This is a genomic window from Streptomyces sp. NPDC012508 (assembly GCF_042902595.1).
Lineage (GTDB): Bacteria > Actinomycetota > Actinomycetes > Streptomycetales > Streptomycetaceae > Streptomyces.
In genome coordinates, this window is record NZ_JBIBEO010000004.1 from 562,717 (window position 1) to 582,933 (window position 20,217).

At 72.1% G+C, this 20,217-nt stretch carries 17 protein-coding genes; 13 read left to right on the forward strand and 4 right to left on the reverse strand.

Translation table 11 applies throughout. The features are described from left to right. Positions 1–121 precede the first annotated feature (121 nt). Entirely contained in the window at positions 122–2,731 is a 2,610-nt protein-coding gene (locus tag ACFY8U_RS16945; RefSeq protein WP_389570671.1) for a SulP family inorganic anion transporter, read from the reverse strand. Between the two features lie 295 nt (positions 2,732–3,026). Between ACFY8U_RS16945 and ACFY8U_RS16950 the strand changes: the two genes are divergently transcribed. Continuing rightward, complete coding sequence (locus tag ACFY8U_RS16950) at positions 3,027–4,316, forward strand: hypothetical protein (RefSeq protein WP_389570674.1); 1,290 nt, start codon at positions 3,027–3,029, stop codon at positions 4,314–4,316. A 176-nt stretch (positions 4,317–4,492) separates the two neighbouring features. On the opposite strand, the gene ACFY8U_RS16955 is transcribed toward ACFY8U_RS16950, so the two are convergent. After that, a complete protein-coding gene (locus ACFY8U_RS16955; protein WP_389570676.1) occupies positions 4,493–5,479 on the reverse strand; it encodes an ATP-binding protein in 987 nt (328 codons plus the stop codon). Between the two features lie 102 nt (positions 5,480–5,581). Here ACFY8U_RS16955 and ACFY8U_RS16960 point away from each other — a divergent pair, with 102 nt between their 5' ends. Next, on the forward strand, positions 5,582–6,409 hold the full coding sequence (locus ACFY8U_RS16960; protein WP_389570678.1) for an oxidoreductase: 828 nt from the start codon (positions 5,582–5,584) through the stop codon (positions 6,407–6,409). A gap of 406 nt (positions 6,410–6,815) precedes the next feature. Here ACFY8U_RS16960 and ACFY8U_RS16965 read toward each other — a convergent pair whose 3' ends face one another. Next, positions 6,816–7,682: an HAD-IB family hydrolase gene (locus ACFY8U_RS16965; RefSeq protein WP_361442113.1), complete on the reverse strand. Its 867-nt coding sequence runs from the start codon at positions 7,680–7,682 to the stop codon at positions 6,816–6,818. 479 nt (positions 7,683–8,161) lie between these two features. Between ACFY8U_RS16965 and ssd the strand changes: the two genes are divergently transcribed. The 7 genes from ssd to ACFY8U_RS17000 all read left to right on the forward strand — a co-directional run bounded on the left by ssd (position 8,162) and on the right by ACFY8U_RS17000 (position 13,273). After that, positions 8,162–9,361 (forward strand): septum site-determining protein Ssd, encoded by a 1,200-nt coding sequence (gene ssd / locus ACFY8U_RS16970; RefSeq protein WP_389570680.1) that lies wholly within the window; start codon positions 8,162–8,164, stop codon positions 9,359–9,361. Continuing rightward, entirely contained in the window at positions 9,358–10,530 is a 1,173-nt protein-coding gene (locus ACFY8U_RS16975; RefSeq protein WP_389570683.1) for a TadA family conjugal transfer-associated ATPase, read from the forward strand. The genes ssd and ACFY8U_RS16975 overlap by 4 nt, the downstream gene beginning before the upstream one ends. Then, on the forward strand, positions 10,527–11,417 hold the full coding sequence (locus tag ACFY8U_RS16980) for a type II secretion system F family protein (protein WP_389570686.1): 891 nt from the start codon (positions 10,527–10,529) through the stop codon (positions 11,415–11,417). Before ACFY8U_RS16975 ends, ACFY8U_RS16980 begins: the two co-directional genes overlap by 4 nt. A gap of 8 nt (positions 11,418–11,425) precedes the next feature. Next, the gene (locus ACFY8U_RS16985; RefSeq protein ID WP_389570954.1) at positions 11,426–12,199 is read left to right on the forward strand and encodes a type II secretion system F family protein; all 774 of its coding nucleotides are present in this window, start codon (positions 11,426–11,428) and stop codon (positions 12,197–12,199) included. A 129-nt stretch (positions 12,200–12,328) separates the two neighbouring features. Then, the gene (locus tag ACFY8U_RS16990; protein WP_361442128.1) at positions 12,329–12,535 is read left to right on the forward strand and encodes a DUF4244 domain-containing protein; all 207 of its coding nucleotides are present in this window, start codon (positions 12,329–12,331) and stop codon (positions 12,533–12,535) included. Next, the gene (locus ACFY8U_RS16995) at positions 12,522–12,881 is read left to right on the forward strand and encodes a TadE family type IV pilus minor pilin (protein WP_389570689.1); all 360 of its coding nucleotides are present in this window, start codon (positions 12,522–12,524) and stop codon (positions 12,879–12,881) included. Before ACFY8U_RS16990 ends, ACFY8U_RS16995 begins: the two co-directional genes overlap by 14 nt. Further along, positions 12,878–13,273, forward strand: coding sequence for an Rv3654c family TadE-like protein (locus ACFY8U_RS17000; RefSeq protein WP_389570692.1), 396 nt, complete (start codon positions 12,878–12,880; stop codon positions 13,271–13,273). Before ACFY8U_RS16995 ends, ACFY8U_RS17000 begins: the two co-directional genes overlap by 4 nt. Here the strand turns inward: ACFY8U_RS17000 and ACFY8U_RS17005 are convergent. Beyond that, entirely contained in the window at positions 13,215–15,692 is a 2,478-nt protein-coding gene (locus ACFY8U_RS17005) for a DEAD/DEAH box helicase (protein ID WP_389570694.1), read from the reverse strand. The two genes, ACFY8U_RS17000 and ACFY8U_RS17005, sit on opposite strands and share 59 nt — an antisense overlap. 79 nt (positions 15,693–15,771) lie before the next feature. Between ACFY8U_RS17005 and ACFY8U_RS17010 the strand changes: the two genes are divergently transcribed. The 4 genes from ACFY8U_RS17010 (at position 15,772) to ACFY8U_RS17025 (ending at position 20,198) form a co-directional block, all read left to right on the forward strand. Then, on the forward strand, positions 15,772–16,125 hold the full coding sequence (locus ACFY8U_RS17010) for an STAS domain-containing protein (protein ID WP_137988538.1): 354 nt from the start codon (positions 15,772–15,774) through the stop codon (positions 16,123–16,125). Positions 16,126–16,217: 92 nt separating this feature from the next. Beyond that, positions 16,218–16,676: an ATP-binding protein gene (locus tag ACFY8U_RS17015; protein WP_361677057.1), complete on the forward strand. Its 459-nt coding sequence runs from the start codon at positions 16,218–16,220 to the stop codon at positions 16,674–16,676. A 277-nt stretch (positions 16,677–16,953) separates the two neighbouring features. Continuing rightward, positions 16,954–19,374 carry a sodium-translocating pyrophosphatase gene (locus tag ACFY8U_RS17020; RefSeq protein ID WP_389570698.1) on the forward strand — a complete coding sequence of 807 codons (2,421 nt, stop codon included), beginning with the start codon at positions 16,954–16,956 and terminating at the stop codon, positions 19,372–19,374. A 188-nt stretch (positions 19,375–19,562) separates the two neighbouring features. Continuing rightward, positions 19,563–20,198 (forward strand): small secreted protein, encoded by a 636-nt coding sequence (locus ACFY8U_RS17025; protein ID WP_361442147.1) that lies wholly within the window; start codon positions 19,563–19,565, stop codon positions 20,196–20,198. Positions 20,199–20,217: the final 19 nt, after the last annotated feature.

Consider the following 20,217-nt stretch of genomic DNA (forward strand, 5'->3'; position numbering starts at 1 on the left):
TGACAAGAGTCTCCAGGAAATTGGTTTAGACCTATGAGGTGGCGGGCGTGCGGTGGCCCCTCCCTCCCGAGCGGTGGGAAGAAGGGGCCATCCAGTCTCACGGACGGGAGGGAAGGAAGGTTCAGGACGCGCGGGCCGCCGACCGTTCCTTGATCACGGATGTCGAGATCCGCTCGCGGGGTGGCGTGTCCTGGCCGACGGGCGGGCATTCCCGGTCCTCGGGCGGGACGGCCCGGCCGTCGGACGGGGTGGTGCCTCGGTCGTCGGGCGGGGTGCCCCGGCCGTCGGAGGGCGTGTTCTTGTCGTGGGAGGGGCGTGAGGGGCCGGACGGGCGAGACTGCTCGGGCGATGTCGACGGTTCGGGCGATGTCGACGGCTCGGACGGTGCCGACGGCTCGGACGGTGCCGACGGTTCGGGCGATGTCGACGGCTCGGACGGTGCGACCCTGTCGAAGACGTCCTCGGTGCGGTGCTGCTCGTCCGGCCCGGCCAGCAGGTACGCCTGGGCCTCGCCCACGTGGAAGTACATCCCGTGCAGCGTCAGCGTGCCCTCGGCGAGTCGCCGCGCCACCGGCTCGTACGCCCGCAGGTGCTCCAACTGCTGGACCACGTTGGTCAGGCAGAGTTGCTCCACCGCGTCGGCCGGCAGTCGCCCGGAGATCCGGGCCCAGGCGTGGCTACGGCTGGCCATCCGCTCGAGGCTGGGCAGCCCGTGGCGCAGCCACCGCCGCAGCGGGGTCGGCGGCGCGTCCGGTGTGCTGGTCAGGAGGGCCTGCATCGCGCCGCAGCCGGAGTGTCCGCAGACGGTGATCGACTGAACCCGCAGCACCTCCACCGCGTACTCGATCGCCGCCGCCACCGAGTCGTCACCGCTCTCCTCGCCGGGCAGCGGTACGAGGTTGCCCACGTTCCGCACGGTGAAGAGGTCGCCCGGTCCGCTGGAGGTGATCATGCTCGTGACCAGCCGGGAGTCGGCACAGGTCAGGAAGAGCTGTGAGGGGCGCTGGCCCTCGCGGGCGAGGCGCGCGAGCTCGTCCCGTACCAGAGGAGCCGTGTTGCGCTGGAACTTGCCGATGCCGTTCGCCAGTTGATGCCCGGTCGTCCGGATCCGCGTCTCGCCGGTGGGCGTGTGGTGCTCGCCGCAGTGGTTGCGCCAGGGGGTCCAGGGGCGGCAGCAGGCGTGCGAGGCCGTGTCGTGTTCGGCGATACGCGCCCCGGTCGGGCCGCTCATCTCGACCGCGCCACCGTGCCGCACATGGCTCGCCTGCCAGTCGTGCAGGGTCTCGTAGGCGGCATGGTCCATGAAGGACCCGTCCAGTTCGACGACCACCCGGGCTCCTTGGGGTAGTTGGTGCAGGGCCCGGCTCAGCCGGGGCACGGCGAGGAAGGTCAGTTGCCCGCGGATGCGCACGAGATGGCGGCCGTCCCGCTCCTCGCGGGTGATGCGGGTCTTGGTGAGACGGTGCATGGCGACGGCCGTGGCCACCGCGATGCCGAGCGCGACACCTTCGAGGATGCCGATGAGGACGACTCCGCTGAGCGTCACCGCGTACACGAGGACCTCGCGATGCCGGGTGACGCTGCGGATGTGGGTGATGCTCACCATCTGGATGCCCACGACCATGACGAGCGCGGCCAGCGCGGGCAGCGGGATCAGGTCGAGGACGGGGACGAGGAAGAGCGCCGCCAGAACGATCCACAGGCCGTGCAGCATCGTGGAGTTCCGGCTCACGGCACCCGCGGAGACGTTGGCGACGCTCCGCACCGCGACCCCGGCGACCGGGAGACCGCCGAGTGCCCCGGAGACGACGTTCGCCGCTCCCTGGCCTGCCAGCTCGCGGTCGAGCCGGGACCGGGGCACGCCGTGGCCGTGGTCGGCGCGGGCGGCGATCAGCTTGTCCACGGCGACGGCCGAGAGCAGCGACTGCACGCTGGTCACCAGCGTGATGGTGAGGACGCCGGCCGCGATGCCGAGGACGGGGCCCTCGGGCAGTCCGGGCAGGGCGTGGCTGCTCCAGGAGGGCAGGTCGACGCGGGGGACGGCGAGCCCGGCGAGCGTGGCGGCGACGGTCGCGGCGGCCACGGCGGCCAGGGCGCCCGGAACCTTCCGTAGCAGCCGTCCCGGACGACCGGGCAGGCGCGGCCACAGGAGGAGCAGGCCGACGGTGAGGGCGCTGATGGCCAGTGCCGCGGGATGGACGTCGGCCAACTGGGCGGGGAGTCCGAGGACGTTGTCCACGGCGGAGCTCTGGGGGGTGCCGCCGAGCACGATGTGCAGCTGCGCGAGGGCGATGGTCACACCGATGCCGGCCAGCATGCCGTGCACGATCGCGGGGGAGACCGCGAGGGCGGAGCGGGCCACCCGCAGGGCGGAGAGGCCCAGTTGGGCGAGACCGGCGAGGACGGTGATGGCGCAGGTGGTGCGCCAGCCGTAGATCTGGATCAGTTCGGCGGTGACCACCGTGAGGCCTGCGGCGGGGCCGCTGACCTGGAGCGGCGACCCGCCGAAGCGGCCGGCGACGATGCCGCCGACGGCGGCGGCCACCAGACCGGCCTGGAGCGGCGCTCCGGTGGCGAGCGCGATTCCGAGGGAGAGCGGCAGCGCGATCAGGAAGACGGCGATCGAGGCGGAGACGTCGGCGCCCGCGATGCGGAAGCGGCGCGCCGGCCCGCCGGGCGGGCTGTGCGGGCGCTGGTCGGGGGTGCGGCGGATGGGTGGGCAGAGAGTCATGTGTTCCCGTCTTCTCCGGGGCGGCGCGGTCGCGGCTCGTGCGGGACGAGCTGGGGGTCGCGACCGTGGGGCACGGCGTGCAGTGGCGGGATGGCCGAGCGAGTATCAACGCTCGGTAAATGGATCGTAATGGAGAGTAAAGTCTCCGGCATTATTTTCGGGGCAAACAGGGCAATGATTCACCGGTTGGGGTGACAGGTGCCGCCCATTCCGCTTGTCGTTTCATCATTCCGGTCTCCGTGGTGCGACGTTGACGCCGCTCGCAGCCGTACGGAATCCGAGGAGAGGTGGGCGGATGTCAGCCGCCGGGAGAAGGACCACTGTCCGCAGAAGGGCACTCGCCGCTGGTGCCCTCGCCGTCGCCCTGATCACCGGGCTCGCCGGGTGCTCCGAGTCCAGGACGCCGGGCAAACCACACGACGCCGCCGGGGCGAAGAAGCCCGTCGCGGCCCCGCCGAACGCGGTGCGCCTGATCGGCGACGGCTCCACCGCGTTCACCGGCGCCCAGCCCCGCCAGCCGGTCTGGCAGAAGCTGAAGCCGGGTGAGAAGCCACCGCAGTTCGTGGTCTTCTCCTGGGACGGTGCGGGGGAGGACAGCCAGAAGCTCTTCTCCCACTTCCGCAAGGTCGGCGAGAAGTACGACGCGACGATGACGTACTTCCTCAGCGGCGTGTACCTGCTGCCCGAGGAGAAGCGAAAGCTCTACGACCCGCCGCAGCACAACGCCGGCAGCTCGGAGATCGGCTTCAACGACACCGAGGGCATCCGTGCCACCGTCCGGGAGCTGCGCGGCGCCTGGCAGGAGGGCAACGAGGTCGGCACGCACTTCAACGGCCACTTCTGCGGGCCGGAGAGCGGCGTCGGCAACTGGTCGGTCGAGGACTGGAAGAGCGAGATCAGCCAGGCCAAGTCCTTCGTGAAGAACTGGAAGACGAACTCCGGTCTCACCGCCGAGCAGCCGCTCCCCTTCGACTACGACAAGGAGCTGGTCGGCGCGCGCACGCCCTGCCTGGAGGGCCGCGAGAACTTCGTGAAGGCCGCGTCCCAGCTGGGCTTCCGCTACGACACCAGCGGCGTCAACGACCAGATCTGGCCCAAGAAGGACCACGGGCTCTGGGATCTGTCGATGCATCTGGTCCCGGTGCCCGGGCGCCAGTTCCAGACGCTTGCCATGGACTACAACTTCATGGTCAACCAGTCGGGCACCAGGACCCAGGGCGACCCGGCCATGCACGAGTACTGGGGCAACCAGATGCGTGACGGCCTGGTGCAGGCCTTCAACCGCTCGTACCACGGCAACCGGGCGCCGGTCATCATCGGCAACCACTTCGAGTCCTGGAACGGCGGCACGTACATGCGCGCCATCGAGGAGACCATCGCCACGGTGTGCGTGCAGAAGGACGTGAAGTGCGTGTCCTTCCGGCAGCTCGCGGACTGGCTGGACGCCCAGGACCCGGCGGTGATCGCGAAGATGCGGACCCTGAAGGTCGGAGAGGCCCCGAAGGGCGGCTGGACGACCTTCCTTTCCGCCCCGCAGCCCCTCACATCGCCCCAGTCGGCCCTGAAGCAGCCGGCGAAGGACTGACGGCGCGGGGCTGACGGCGCGGGGCTGACGGCGCGGGAGCGGCGGCGCGGCCCCTGCGGTTCGCGGTCCCTGCGGCTCGCGGTCCCGGCGGCGCGGGAGCGACGTTTCGGCGGCGGCCGCCCGCCTCGCCGGGAGTGCGGGGGCGGGCGGCCGCCGTGGGGGCCGTGGAGTGGCCGTCAGCTGGGCTGGGGCACGGGGAGTGCCTCGCCGAGGACGAAGCCGGGGTCCACCTGGGCAGCCAGGTCGACCCCGGTCTTGGCATTGCCCCAGCTCTCCGCGTTCCTGAGGTGGAAGTGGACCATCTGGCGCGTGTACCGCTCCCAGTCGCGGTGCGCGTACGAGTCCTCCGCGGCGTTCTGGAGCGCCTGCAGCGCCATCCGGTTGTCCACCTCGAGCAGTTCGAAGCGCGAGGGGCGGCCCTTCTCCATGCCGCGGACCCAGTCCGAGTGGCCCACCGTCACCAGCAGGTCGTCACCCACCTCCTCGCGCAGGAAGTCCAGGTCGTCCGGGCCCTGCACCTTGTTGCCGACGACCTTGAGGGCGACGCCGAAGTCCCGCGCGTACTCCTTGTACTGGCGGTAGACCGACACCCCCTTACGGGTCGGCTCGGCGACCAGGAACGTCATGTCGAAGCGGGTGAACATCCCGGAGGCGAAGGAGTCCGAGCCCGCCGTCATGTCGACGACCACGTACTCGTCCGCCCCGTCGACCAGGTGGTTCAGACACAGCTCCACCGCACCCACCTTGGAGTGGTAGCAGGCCACCCCGAGGTCCGACTCCGTGAACGGGCCCGTCGCCATCAGCCGGACGTCTCCGTCGTCCAGATGGACGGTCCGCGCGCACGCCTCGTACACCGGGTTGTCCTCGCGGACCCGGAGCAGCCGCGAACCCTCCCCGGGCGGAGTCGTCTTGATCATCGAGTCCGCGGAGGCGATCCGCGGGTTCGAGCCGCGCAGGTACTCCTTGATCAGCGGCAGATGCGCGCCCAGCGCGGGCATCCGGGCCGCCTCGATCTCGTCGAGCCCGAGCGCGGTCCCGAGATGCTGGTTGATGTCGGCGTCCACCGCGACGACGGGGGCTTCATTGGCGGCGAGGTGGCGGATGAAGAGCGAGGACAGCGTGGTCTTCCCGCTGCCGCCCTTCCCTACGAAAGCGATCTTCATGTTCACGAAGCGTAGCGCTATGATCGCGCCGAGTGGTCGTGGTCCGTGAAGAAGACCACTCCAACGTGGGGCGGGCGCCCCGGGCGCGTAGCCTCCCTACTTATGAGTACGCACGCCTCTGACCCCCTGGCCGCCCTCGGCTCCCTGCCGGGCGTCGCCGACTCGGTGGACTCCGTACGCAAGGCCGTCGACCGGGTCTACGGCCACCGCGTGATGCGGCGCCGCAGCAACGAGATCACCTCCGAGGCCGCCTTGCGCGGGGCGCGCGGTTCGGCCGCGCTGTCCGGCGCCGACTGGGCCCTGGAGGAGGTCCGCCGGCGTACCGACTTCGGCGGCGACGCCGAGGCGCGGACGGTGGGCGCCGCCCTGCGGCTGGGCGCCGAGGCGGGCCAGCTGCTCTCGATCTGGCGCCAGTCGCCGCTGCGGGTGCTCGCCCGGCTGCATCTGGTCGCGGTCGGCGACGCCGCCGACTTCGGAGACTCGGTCGGCAGGCCCCGGCAGGCCGGCGAAGCGGTCGACGAGCCGCTGATCGAGGCGCCGCTGCCGGACCCGGCGGAGGTCGCGGGACGGCTCGACGGCCTCTCGGAGCTGATCATCGCGGGCGGTACGGCTCCGGCGCTGGTGACGGCGGCCGTGGTGCACGGCGAACTGCTCGCGCTGCGCCCGTTCACTTCGTACAACGGGCTGATCGCCCGGGCCGCCGAGCGGATCGTGCTGATCGGCAGCGGGCTCGATCCCAAGGCGATCTGTCCGGCCGAGGTCGGCCACGCGGAGCAGGGTGGGGCGGCGTACATCGCCGCCTTCGAGGGCTATCTGTCAGGGACGCCGGAGGGCATGGCCGTCTGGATCGCGCACTGCGGGCGTGCCGTGGAGCTGGGTGTGCGGGAGTCGACGGCCGTCTGCGAGGCGCTCCAGCGCGGCGCGGCCTGAGTGAGTCCGGCCTGAGTGAGCCCGGCCGGCGGGGCCGAGTGAGCGGTCCGACCGAGCGGTCCGACCGAGCGGTCCGACTGAGCGGGCTTGCCGAACGGCCTGTGCACGTCGCCCGGACAGGGTTGCGGCGGTACCAGTCCTGGTACCGCCGCTGGCACGTCCGCCGAGTTACCAAGCGTCCTCGATATGTGCCCATCAAGCGGGGAACTTTGCCCATCGCCTGGTGCGGCTGGCCCGTAATCGACGGGTCGACGTCGCGTGGGTGCTCAGTTTCTGTGCGTGGTCCGTGGGGCCTTCTTGCTCAACAGGTGATCCTCTCGGATGTCCTAGGTCTCGCGGGCCTGCTTCCTTTCTACTCCTGTCGGATGGGAAGCGAAAGTGCTGGATCCACTTCTTTACTTTCGTCTCAAATCCGGGCAAAGCGATCGGCAAGAGCGGAGTGGCGCCGACGGTTGGCGTACCAGACCAGTCCGGCGGTCGCGGCGGCGGCGCCCACGGCCGCGACTGCCAGGAGCGCGGGTCGCGGCGGCATCCGGAAGCCCGGCAGCCGCTGCTTGAGGCGCACCGGCTTCTCGAAGAGCAGGATCGGCCAGTCCCGGGCGGTGGCCTCCCGGCGGAGCGCCCGGTCGGGATTGACCGCGTAGGGGTGGCCGACGGATTCCAGCATCGGTACGTCCGTCGCCGAGTCGCTGTACGCGTAACAGCGTGAGAGGTCGTAGCCCTCGGACTCCGCAAGCTCCCGGACCGCCTCCGCCTTGGTGGGCCCATAGGCGTAGTACTCCACCTCTCCGGTGAAGCAGCCGTCGTCGCCGACGACCATCCGCGTGGCGACGACCCGGTCGGCGCCGAGCATCTCGCCGATCGGCTCCACGACCTCTGCGCCCGAGGTCGAGACGATCACGACGTCCCGGCCGGCGGCGTGGTGCTCCTCGATGAGGGAGGCCGCCTCGTCGTAGATGATCGGGTCGATCAGCTCGTGCAGGGTCTCGGCGACCAACTCCTTGACCTGCGAGACGTTCCATCCTTTGCAGAGCGCGGAAAGATATTCGCGCATCCGCTCCATCTGATCGTGGTCGGCGCCGCCCACGAGGAAGACGAACTGGATGTAGGCCGTCCGCAGGACGGCGCGGCGGTTGATCAGTCCGCCTTGGTAGAAGGACTTGCTGAAGGTCAGCGTCGAGGACTTCGCAATGACCGTCTTGTCCAGGTCAAAGAAGGCGGCTGTGCGCGGCATCGAGTGGTTTTCCACGAGCCGAGCATAGGTGCCCGCCATTCGGCGTACGCTGGGGCGTGTGGGTTTGCCTGAGAAGGCTCTCGGGTACACCATGGAAGTCACGGATCGTTCGCGACCGTGCTAACCCGGTCCGGCTCCTCCCCCCCCGAGTCGGCCGGAGAGACGACCCCCGCTCTCCCCCCCGGCGGGGGTCGTCGCATGTCCGGACGCGTTTTCGTCCGTCGGATCCCCATGTCTCCCCCTCTCGTCGGCCATGCGGCCGCGACGGCGTGATGCCCTCGTTTCGTCACTCAGCGTAGCGGTCGGGATGCTCTCCGGGTATCGCTGGTATGGGGCATGGGGATATTCACAGCGGCTGAGTTATCCACAGTTTTTGAGCAAGATCCACACGATTTCCGGGATGGCGCCACGGTGATTCCCACCGCGAACTCCGCGGGTGGAAGGAATCGGCGATCTCGGCCGCGCGACCGGCGTGGGCGGGATCGCACGGACAGGGGGCGTGTGCTGTGGCGGGAACCATGACATTCAGAACGGCGGGGGCTTCCAGGACGGCGCGGTCCGCCCGCTCCTCCCCGGCCGGTGACGGGCGGGCGGTCGGCGGTGCGGGAGGCGGGACCGCCGGGCCGCTGATCGTGACCGAGGACCTCGCGCTGCTCGACGACCTGCTGCGGCTCTGTGCCGCGGCGGGGGCCGAGCCCGAGGTGCACCACACGGTGCCGGAACACCGTGCGAGCTGGACCGAGGCCCCGCTCGTCCTGGTCGGCGACGATGCCGCGGCCCGCTGCCGTGGGGCGACGCGCAGGCCGGGGGTGATCCTCGTCGGCCGGGACCGCGGCGGGCTCGCCGATCCCGCCGCCGGCCCGGGCGGCGGCCCCGCCGGCGGCGACCCGGAGGTGTGGCGGCGAGCCGTCGAGATCGGCGCCGACTGCGTGCTGCGGCTCCCCGACGCCGAGAGCTGGCTCGTCGACCGCATCGCCGACGCCGCCGAGGGCGCGGGACAGCAGGCGCTGACCGTCGGCGTCATCGGCGGACGCGGCGGCGCCGGGGCCTCGACCCTGGCCTGCGCGCTCGCGCTGGCGGGCGCCAGGACCGGGCGGCGCACCCTGCTCGTGGACGGGGACCCGCTCGGCGGCGGGCTCGACGTCCTGCTCGGCGGGGAACGGGCCGAGGGCAGGCGATGGCCCGACTTCGTCGCCTCCAAGGGGCGGGTCGGCGGAGGCGCCCTGGAGGAGTCGCTGCCGTCTGTGCGGGGGCTGCGGGTGCTGAGCTGGGACCGGGGAGACTCGGTCCTCGTGTCGGCCGACGCCATGCGTGCGGTGCTCGCGGCGGCGCGCAGGCGGGGCGGCATCGTCGTCGTGGACCTGCCCCGTCGGATCGACGCTGCCGTGAGCGAGGCCCTGGCCCAGCTGGATCTCGGACTCCTCGTCGTCCCCGGCGAATTGCGCGCCGTCGCCGCCGCCCACCGGGTCGCCACGCACGCGGGCGCCGTGCTGCGCGACCTGCGTGCCGTGGTGCGCGGACCGTACGCGTCGGGGCTCGACGACCAGTGGGTCGCGGACACCCTCGGGCTCCCGCTCGCGGGGGAACTCCCCCACGACCCCGACCTCTTGGCCGTGCTCGACAGCGGAGCACCGCCGGGCGGCGAGGCGAACGGACCGCTCGGCCGGTTCTGCGCGGCCTTCTGGGAGCGCGCCCTGGCCGCGGAGGGCTCCTCATGACCGCCGCCGAGACGTCCGCGGGCGGCGCGGGCCTCCTGGAGGCCGTGCGGCAGCGGCTCGCCGAGAGCGGCGCCGAGCCCACACCGGCGCGGGTCGCGGCGGCACTCCGGGCCCAAGGACGGCTTCTGGGGGACACGGAAGTCCTGGGCGCGGCCGAGGCGTTACGGTCCGAGCTGGTCGGAACCGGCCCGCTGGAGCCGCTGCTGGCCGATCCCGCCGTCACCGATGTGCTGGTCTCGGCTCCCGACCGGGTGTGGGTCGACCGAGGCGCCGGTCTCGAACTCACCGCGGTCCGCTTCGCGGACGCTCCGGCCGTGCGCCGGCTGGCGCAGCGGCTCGCGGCGGTCGCCGGGCGCCGCCTGGACGATGCCCGGCCCTGGGTGGACGCCCGGCTCCCGGACGGGACCCGGATGCACGCCGTCCTGCCGCCGGTGGCGGTCGGGTCGACATGCCTGTCGCTGCGGGTCGTGCGACCGCGGGCCTTCTCCGTGGGGGAGTTGACCGAGGCGGGCACCGTCCCGCCCGGAGGGGAGCGGATCCTGCGCGCCCTGATCGAGGCCCGGGTCTCGTATCTGATCTCCGGTGGCACGGGTTCCGGGAAGACGACGCTCCTGTCGACGTTGCTCGGTCTGGTCGGCGAGCGGGAGCGGATCGTCCTCGCCGAGGACTCGGCCGAGCTGAGGCCCGACCATCCGCATGTGGTGCGCCTGGAGGCGCGGCCGGCCAACCAGGAGGGCGCGGGGCTCGTGACCCTGCGGGACCTGGTCCGCCAGGCCCTGCGGATGCGCCCCGACCGGCTGGTCGTCGGAGAGGTGCGGGGCGGGGAGGCCGTCGACCTCCTGGCGGCCCTCAATACGGGCCACGAAGGAGGCTCGGGCACGGTTCATGCCAACACCGCGGCGGACGTACCGGCCCGTCTCGAAGCCCTCGGTACGGCCGCCGGGCTCGACCGGGCGGCGCTGCACAGCCAGTTGGGGGCCGGGCTCTCGGTCGTACTGCACCTTGCCCGGGACCGGACGGGCCGCAGGCGGATCGCCGAGATCCATGTCCTGGAGCGGAACCGGGAGGGGCTGGTGGTGACCGTGCCCGCGCTGCGCTGGGGCGCCGCAGGGTTCGAGCGCGAGCGAGGCTGGGAACGGCTGCGGGCGCTGATCGGGGGCGCGGCATGACGGGCGAGCCCGGGTCGCTGGCCCAGGGTGCAGCCGTGCTGTGCGCGGGGGCCGCGCTCTGGCGGGTGGCCGAGCGGGAGCGGGGCCTGCGCCGGGCGCGGGTGGTGCTCGCCGGTGTCGGGGCGCTGGGGCCTCCCGGCGATTCGGGGCGGGTGGGTTCGTCGTGGCGGTCGGCCGCCGAGCGCTGGTGGGGCGTCGTGCGGGGGCGGCGTGCCTGGCTCTGCCTGCCGGTGGCGGCTGTGCTCGCGGTCCTGGGGGAGTCGCCGCTGCCCCTGGTGGCCGGGGCGCTGGCGGTGTCGCTGACGGGCCGGCGCCTGCGGGCGAGGGCCCTTCGCAGGGAGCGGGAGGCACGGTCGGACGCGGTCGTCGCCCTGTGTGGCGCGGTCGCGGCCGAGTTGAGAGCCGGCCGGCAGCCCGCGCGGGCGCTGCTCTTCGGGGTCGGGGCGACAGAAGCGCTCGGGCCGCGGGAGGAGGCAGAGGTGGTCGCCGCGGCCCGGTTCGGCGGCGACGTGGCGCAGGCGCTGCGGAGTGCGGCGCGACAGGACGGGGCGGACGGGCTGGCCGGCCTCGCGGCCTGCTGGCAGGTCGCGGTGGACGGTGGCGCGGGGCTGGCCGCGGGCCTCGACCGGCTGGAGGCCGCGTTGCGCGAGCACCGGGACCAACGGGAGCGGCTGCGGGCCCAACTGGCCGGGGCGTGGGCGACGGTGGCCGTGCTCGCGGTGCTCCCGGCCGTGGGGCTCGTGCTCGGTACGGCTCTGGGCGCCCGCCCGCTGTACGTGCTGTTCCACACGCCCGTGGGCCTCGGGTGCCTGGCCGTCGGTACGGCCCTGGAGGCGGCAGGGCTGTGGTGGGCCGCGCGGATCGTCCGAGGAGGGGAGCGGCTGTGACCGGAGCGATGGGTTTCCCGGGGGAATTCGTCCACAGACTGGGGGTGGTGGTCGCGGTGGCCGTCTCCGCCGCCTGGGCGGCCCGGACCGTGGCCGACCGGCGGCGTGAGCGGAGGACCCGGAAACGCCTCGCGGCCCTGGTGGAGGCCGGGGCGGTACGCGACGTACGGCGTGGGTGCGGGCTTCCGCCCTGGCTCCGGACGTGGGCGATGCCCCTTGCGGCGGCCGTCGGCGCCTGGGCGCTGATCGGCGGGCCGGCCGGAAGCCTGGCGGCCATCGCGGCGGGATGGGGTGCGTGGCGGTGGAGCAAGCGCCGTGCTCCGGTGGCCGGGGACGACGAGGAGGCAGCACGTCAGCTTCCGCTCGCGGCCGACTTGTTGGCCGCCTGCGCGTCCGCCGGAGCCGGGCCGGGGGAGGCTGCCGAAGCGGTCGGGCGGTCGCTGGGCGGACCGGTGGGTGAGCGACTCACCCGGACGGCGGCGGAGCTGCGACTGGGCGGCGAACCGGCCGATGTGTGGCGGAGGTTCGGCGCGATACCGGGCGCCGAGAGCCTGGCTCGCTGTCTGGAACGGGCCGGCTCCTCCGGCGCACCCGCTGCCGAGGCCGTCTCCAGACACGCGGCCGACCTGCGGGCGGACCGCGCCCGGAAGGCGGCGGCCCGCGCACAGCGGGCCCAGGTGCTGATCACCGCCCCCGTGGGGCTCTGCTTCCTGCCCGCCTTCCTGGCGGTGGGAGTGGCCCCGGTGGTGATCGGCCTGGCGACCGGACTGCTCCGGGCCTGACCGACGACGAACGGCCGAAGACGAACGGCCGAAGACGAACAGCCAAAACGAACAGCCGAAACCAACAGCCGAAGACGAACAGCAAGCCGGACGCGAACGCGAACGGCGGGACGAACACGACGACGACACATGGGGGTTGGCATGAAGAGGATGAGCGCGTGGTGGCGGGCACGGCGGACGGCCCGGAGCGATGCGGGAATGACCACGTCGGAGTACGCCATGGGCACCATCGCGGCGGCGGGTTTCGCGACCGTGCTGTACAAGATCGTGACCAGCGGTTCGGTCTCCGGCGCTCTGGAGTCCGTGATCGGCAAGGCCCTCGATGCGCCGTTCTGACGACCGCGGCGCCGTGACCGTGGAGGCCGCGATGGCCCTCCCGGCCCTGGTGGTCTTCACCATGGCCCTGGTCTGGGCGCTCGGCGCGGCGGCGGCGCAGATCCAGTGCGTGGACGCGGCGCGGGCCGGCGCACGGGCGGTGGCCAGGTCGGAGCCGGTGTCCGGCGCCGAGGCGGCCGCCCGGGCGGCCGCGCCCGAAGGGGCCAGGGTCTTTGTCACCCGGTCGGGCGAGCTGTGGCGGGTGACCGTGGAGGCACCGGCTCCCGGGCCCGGCGGGATGGGGCTCACGCTGCGGGCCGGGGCGGCGGCGCTCGCCGAGGACACGGTGGGGGTGACGCCGCCATGAGCCGGCCCGCGACGGACAGACCGGCGCCCTCGGCGCGGGACGACCGGGGGATGGCGACCGTGTGGACGGCCTTCGCGGCCTGTGTCCTGTGCGTGGTGTTCGGCGCGGTCCTCGCGCTGGGCCAGGCGGTGGCGGCCCGCCACCGGGCGGGAGGGGCCGCGGACCTGGCGGCGCTCGCCGCCGCCGACCGGGCGCTGTGGGGCGAGGAGGCCGCGTGCGCGGCGGCGGCCCGGGTGGCGGGCGCGCAGGGTGCCTCCCTGGTGCGCTGCTCGGTGCGGGGCGACGTCGCGGACGTGACGGCGGCGGTGCGCCTCGGGCCGTACGCACCGGCGGTCAGGGCGCGGGCGGGGCCTCCTCAGGCTCTGCCGGGGCTTCCCGGAGCAGTTCCGTGAGCAGGCGTACGGCGCCGCGCTTGTGGAGCGGATCGTTGCCGTTGCCGCACTTGGGGGACTGGATGCAGGACGGGCAGCCCGCCTCGCACTCGCAGGAGGCGATCGCCTCGCGGGTGGCCGTCAGCCAGGCGCGGGCGGTGTGGAACGCCCGCTCGGCGAAGCCCGCGCCGCCCGGATGCCCGTCGTAGACGAAGACGGTGGGCAGCAGGGTGTCGGGGTGGAGCGGCACGGACACGCCGCCGATGTCCCAGCGGTCGCAGGTGGCGAAGAGCGGCAGCATGCCGATGGAGGCGTGTTCGGCGGCGTGCAGGGCCCCGCCGAGGATCTCCGGGTTGATCCGGGCGGCGTCCAGCTGGTCCTCGGTGACCGTCCACCACACGGCCCGGGTGCGCAGGGTGCGGGGCGGCAGGTCGAGCTTGGTCTCACCGAGCACCTCGCCGGTGATCAGACGGCGGCGCAGGAAGGAGACGACCTGGTTGGTGACCTCGACGGAGCCGTAGCAGAGACGGCCGGCTCCCCAGGGGATCTCGGTGTCCGTCTCGAGCACGGAGATGGCGGTGGTGTCCCGGGCGGTGGTGGAGTACGGCGGAGCGGCCTCCTCGACGAGGGCCACGGAGTCCTTCAGGTCGAGGCTCTTCACCAGATACGTACGGCCCTGGTGCAGGTGGACGGCGCCCTCGTGGACGGCGGTGTGCGAGGCGGCCTCGTCGACCGTGCCGAGGAGCCGTCCGGTGCCGGCCTCCACGATCTGGACGGGGCTGCCGCCTCCGCCCCGGATGTCGGTCAGGTCGGCGGCCCGCTCGCGCCGGGTCCAGTACCAGCCGCTGGAGCGCTTCCGGAGCAGTCCGGCGGCCTCGAGCTGGGGCAGCAGCTCGGGGACGGCCGGGCCGAACAGGGCCAGGTCGGCGTCGGTCAGCGGCAGCTCCGCGGCGGCGGCGCACAGATGGGGGGCGAGGACGTAGGGGTTGTCGGGGTCCAGGACGGTCGACTCGACCGGCTGCTGGAACAGCGCCTCGGGGTGGTGGACGAGGAACGTGTCCAGCGGGTCGTCGCGGGCGACCAGGATCGCCAGGGCGCCCTCGCCCGAGCGGCCGGCGCGGCCCGCCTGCTGCCACAGGGAGGCCCGGGTGCCCGGATACCCGGCGATCACCACGGCGTCCAGGCCGGAGACGTCGACGCCCAGCTCCAGGGCCGTCGTGGCGGCAAGGCCGAGGAGTTCGCCCGAGTGCAGGGCGCGCTCCAGGGCCCGGCGCTCCTCCGGCAGATAGCCACCCCGGTAGGCGGCGACCCGGCGGGCAAGGGAGCGGTCGACCTCGGCCAGCCGCTCCTGGGCGATGACCGAGATCAGCTCGGCGCCACGCCGGGAGCGGACGAAGGCGACCGAGCGGACGCCCTGGACGGTCAGGTCGGTCAGCAGGTCGGCGGTCTCGGCCGTGGCCGTGCGGCGCACCGGAGCGCCCTGCTCGCCCTGGAGCTCGGTCAGCGGCGGCTCCCAGAGGGCGAAGATCAGCTCGCCGCGCGGGGAGGCGTCGTCGGAGACCTCCGTGACCGGCAGGCCGGTCAGCCGGCCTGCGGCGAGGGCGGGCTCGGCGGAGGTGGCGGAGGCGAGCAGGAAGACGGGGTCCGCGCCGTACCGGGCGCAGACGCGCCGAAGCCGGCGCAGCACCTGGGCGACGTGGGAGCCGAAGACGCCCCGGTAGGTGTGGCACTCGTCGATCACGACGTAGCGCAGGGAGCGCAGGAAGGAGGACCACCTGGGGTGGGAGGGGAGGATCCCGCGGTGCAGCATGTCGGGGTTGGTCAGCACGTAGTTCGCGTACTGGCGGACCCACTCGCGCTCCTCGACGGGCGTGTCGCCGTCGTAGACGGCGGGCCGGATCCGGTTGCCGAGCGGGGCTGCCAGCTCACGGACGGCACGGCGCTGGTCGGCCGCGAGGGCCTTGGTGGGCGCCAGGTACAGCGCGGTGGCCCCGCGGCCGTTGGCGGCCTCGGAGCCGTCCAGGAGGGTGGTCAGGACCGGGGCGAGGTAGGCCAGCGACTTGCCCGAGGCGGTGCCGGTGGCGATCACCACGGATTCGCCGTCCAGGGCGTGCTCCGCGGCCTTCGCCTGGTGGGCCCAGGGGTGCTCGATCCCCGCCGCCTGGATCGCGCTGATCACTTCCGTCCGGATGCGATGCGGCCAGACGGCATGCCGACCCTCCCGGGCGGGCAAGTGCTCCGTATGAGTGATGCGCGCGGCCCGGCTCTCGCCCGACGAGAGTCGGTCGAGGACCATGCCGGGAGAGGGGCGGTTGCCCGTGTCCCCGGCTGGACGACTGGGGCGGTGATTCTTGGCCATCGGCACCGAGTGTGTCACTGGCGTGACGGACAATGCTCCCAAGGCGTCGTGCATGGCTGCTGGTAAGTGATTGAATGCCATCGCGGCTGGCGATCCGTCCCCCGACTCCGCCGGGGAGACTTGAGGGGCGACCGCTCGATAGCAAGGTGCTGGAGGATCCGTGGACCTGTCCCTGTCGACTCGCAATGTGTCCGGCCCGAGTGGCGACCGTACGGTCGTCGAGGTCGGTGGCGAGATTGATGTGTATACCGCGCCCAAGCTGCGCGAGCAGTTGGTCGAGTTGGTGAACGACGGCAGCTACCACCTGGTTGTCGACATGGAGGGCGTGGACTTCCTCGACTCGACCGGCCTCGGCGTGCTGGTGGGCGGCCTGAAGCGCGTGCGCGCGCACGAGGGCTCGTTGCGCCTGGTCTGCAACCAGGAGCGCATTCTCAAGATCTTCCGGATCACTGGTCTGACCAAGGTGTTCCCCATTCACACCACGGTCGACGAGGCCGTCAACGCCACCGACTGACACCCGGCCGGCGTCGGAAGATGCAGTGGAGAACCGGGCCGACACGCCCGGTCCTCCGAGTTTGCCCGCCCAGACGTTCCTAGGGGGACCGTATGGCCACCGTTGAACTCCGCTTCAGCGCCCAGCCCGAGCACGTCCGCACGGCCCGCCTCGTGGCGGCCGCGGTGGCGCGCCGGGCCGGGGTCGACGAGGCGGTTCTCGACGAGGTCAGACTCGCTGTCGGCGAGGCGTGTTCCCGGGCCGTCGGGCTCCACCGGAGCAACGGGGTCACCACCCCCGTCAAGGTCGTGCTGACCGAGGAGGAGAAGACGTTCTCCATCGAGGTCGGCGACGAGGTCCCGGGCGCGGGCGTGGCGGCGGCCGATGCCGTCGGTGTGCCCGGTGCCCGGGGTGAGGCTCCCGTCGAGGAGTTCGACGACGCCGACGGCGAGGACGAGATGGGTCTCGCGGTGATCCGTGGGCTCGTCGACGACGTCGAGGTGAGAGCCGGCGAGGAAGGCGGGGTCATCAGGATGAGCTGGCCGACGACACCGGCGATCGTGCTCCCCTGACCGATTCCGACCGTCCCCGATCGAGTCATCACTCCTCGAACCCCCGAGCGAGCCATGCGCGGCGGGAAAAATCCGAGAGCATGAGAGAGGCCCTGCCGAGCAGGGCCTCTTTTCATTTCTCTAGATCATCGATCATGCGCAAATGCTTTGGGCCCATTACCGCTTTCGGTGGGAAGATCAAGGCAATGGGGAATTCCGATTGCGGCGCCCTGTTTTGATCGTGTTCCGCTCCCTACAATCCGTCCACATCTTGAGCTCGCAACGTCAAGGAGGACGAATGGCGGGGCTCTTCAACCCAGAACTGACCGGACACCCCACTTCTCTCGCCGCAGCGGTACTCACGGACGAGAACCGTACGATCGTGATCGTCATCGCGGCCGTCGCGCTCGCGGCCCTGGTCGTCGCCCAGGTGCTGACCCGCCAGGTCCTCGCCGCCGGTGAGGGCACCGACTCGATGAAGAAGATCGCGGCCGCCGTGCAGGAAGGCGCCAACGCCTATCTCGCACGGCAGCTGCGCACACTCGGGATCTTCGCCGTCGTCGTGTTCTTCCTGCTGATGCTGCTGCCCGCGGACACCTGGTCGCAGCGAGCCGGACGTTCTCTGTTCTTCCTGGTGGGTGCGCTTTTCTCGGCGGCCACCGGATACATCGGCATGCGGCTCGCCGTTCGGGCGAATGTGCGAGTGGCCGCGGCCGCGCGAGAGGCGACCCCGGCGCCGGGCGAACCGGAAAAGGATCTGACGGCCGTCTCGCACAAGGCCATGAAGATCGCTTTCCGTACGGGCGGTGTGGTCGGCATGTTCACCGTGGGCCTCGGCCTGCTCGGTGCCTCGTGCGTCGTCCTCGTCTACGCGGCCGACGCGCCCAAGGTTCTGGAGGGCTTCGGCCTGGGAGCCGCGCTCATCGCCATGTTCATGCGGGTCGGCGGCGGCATCTTCACCAAGGCGGCCGACGTCGGCGCCGACCTCGTCGGCAAGGTCGAGCAGGGCATCCCCGAGGACGACCCGCGCAACGCCGCGACCATCGCCGACAACGTGGGCGACAACGTCGGCGACTGCGCCGGCATGGCCGCCGACCTCTTCGAGTCGTACGCCGTCACGCTCGTCGCCGCGCTCATCCTGGGCAAGGCGGCCTTCGGCGACCTCGGGCTCGCCTTTCCTCTGATCGTCCCGGCGATCGGCGTGGTCACCGCGATGATCGGCATCTTCGCGGTCGCCCCGCGGCGCACCGACCGCAGCGGAATGACCGCCATCAACCGCGGCTTCTTCATCTCCGCGGTGATCTCGCTCGCCCTGGTCGCCATCGCCGTCTTCGTCTACCTGCCGTCCTCCTACGCCGACCTCAAGGGCGTCACCGAGGCCGGGATCCACGACCACCCCGGCGACCCGCGGATCCTCGCCCTGGTCGCCGTCGCCATCGGTATCGTCCTGGCCGCGCTGATCCAGCAGCTCACCGGCTACTTCACCGAGACGACCCGGCGCCCGGTCAAGGACATCGGCAAGTCCTCGCTCACCGGCGCCGCCACCGTGGTCCTCGCCGGCGTCTCCATCGGCCTGGAGTCCGCCGTCTACACCGCGATGCTCATCGGCCTCGGCGTGTACGGCGCGTTCCTGCTCGGCGGTACGTCGATCATGCTGGCGCTGTTCGCGGTCGCCCTCGCCGGCACCGGCCTGCTCACCACCGTCGGTGTGATCGTCGCCATGGACACCTTCGGCCCGGTCTCGGACAACGCCCAGGGCATCGCCGAGATGTCCGGCGACGTCACGGGCGCGGGCGCGCAGGTCCTCACCGACCTCGACGCCGTCGGCAACACCACCAAGGCCATCACCAAGGGCATCGCCATCGCGACCGCCGTCCTGGCGGCGGCGGCGCTCTTCGGTTCGTACCGCGACGCGATCGCCACGGCGGTCGCCGACGTGGGGGCCAAGGCGGGCGAGATGAACCTCTCGTTGGACATCTCACAGCCCAACAACCTCTTCGGGCTGATCCTGGGCGCCGCGGTGGTCTTCCTCTTCTCGGGCCTCGCGATCAACGCGGTGTCGCGCTCGGCCGGCGCGGTGGTCTACGAGGTGCGGCGGCAGTTCCGCGAGCACCCGGGGATCATGAACTACACCGAGAAGCCCGAGTACGGGCGCGTGGTCGACATCTGCACCAAGGACGCGCTGCGCGAACTCGCCACGCCCGGGCTGCTCGCCGTGATGGCGCCGATCGCGGTCGGCTTCACGCTGGGAGTCGGCGCGCTCGGCGCGTACCTCGCCGGAGCGATCGGCACGGGCGCGCTGATGGCGGTCTTCCTCGCCAATTCCGGCGGCGCCTGGGACAACGCCAAGAAGCTCGTCGAGGACGGCCACCACGGTGGCAAGGGCAGCGAGGCGCATGCCGCGACCGTGATCGGCGACACCGTCGGCGACCCGTTCAAGGACACCGCCGGACCGGCCATCAACCCGCTGCTGAAGGTGATGAACCTGGTCGCCCTGCTGATCGCGCCCGCCGTCGTGCAGTTCAGCTACGGCGACGACGCGAGCGGCGGGATGCGGGCGCTGATCGCGATCCTCGCGATCGTCGTCATCATCGGCGCGGTCTACGTCTCCAAGCGGCGCTCCGTGGTGGTCGGCGACGACGCGGACGGCGACGTGGGTGACGAAGGCAACGCCGCGCGGCGGACGGCCGCCTCGCCGGACGCGCCGGTGATTTCGTAACACCAGATCAGAGGGCGGGCGGGCGGCACGTGTTGACGTGCCGCCCGCCCGCTGTTCATGACGGCGTGAGGCGTGTCTCCCTTGGTGCAATCGACTGCAATAGGGGATGAATCCGTCGTACGAAAGGTGGATGTCGCCCGTTCGGCGTGTATGTTCCGGGGCCGAGAGTCTTGGAAGGGACCGATCCGGTGAACAAGAAGCTTGCTGTCGCGCTGTCCGGCGCCGCTGTCCTGGTGCTCACGCTGTCCGGCTGCAGCGACGACGGCGACAAGGTGAACGACTGGGCCAAGACGGTCTGCGACCAGGCGAAGCCCCAGATCCAGAAGCGGGCCAACGCCCAGCAGCTCATCATCTCGACGGCTGCGGACGGCAAGCCGGCCGACATCCAGGCCGCCGACTCGAAGGCCTTCCAGGACATTGCCGATGCGGACCGGGCGCTCGCCAAGTCCATCCAGGAGGCCGGGGCGCCGCCCGTCGACAACGGCGAGACGCTCCAGCAGGACGCGGTCAAGGAGCTCAACGCCACGGCCGTGGCCTACGAGGGGCTGAAGAAGCAGGTCGACGGGCTCGACCCGAGCAACCAGCAGAAGTTCGCCGACGGTCTCCAGGACGTCGCCGACGGCCTGAAGAAGATCGAGAAGATGGACCAGGACGCGCTGGCCAAGCTGCAGTCCGGCGAACTGGGCACGGCGATGGCGAAGCAGCCGGGCTGCCAGCGCGCGACCCCCTCGGCCCCGGCCCCGGCTTCCCCGCCGGCGGGCTCCACGCCGTCGGGCAAGGCGTCGGCCACGCCGTCGAGTTCGCCGAGCAAGAGCGGCGAGTAACGCGCGCCAGGCATGAGCC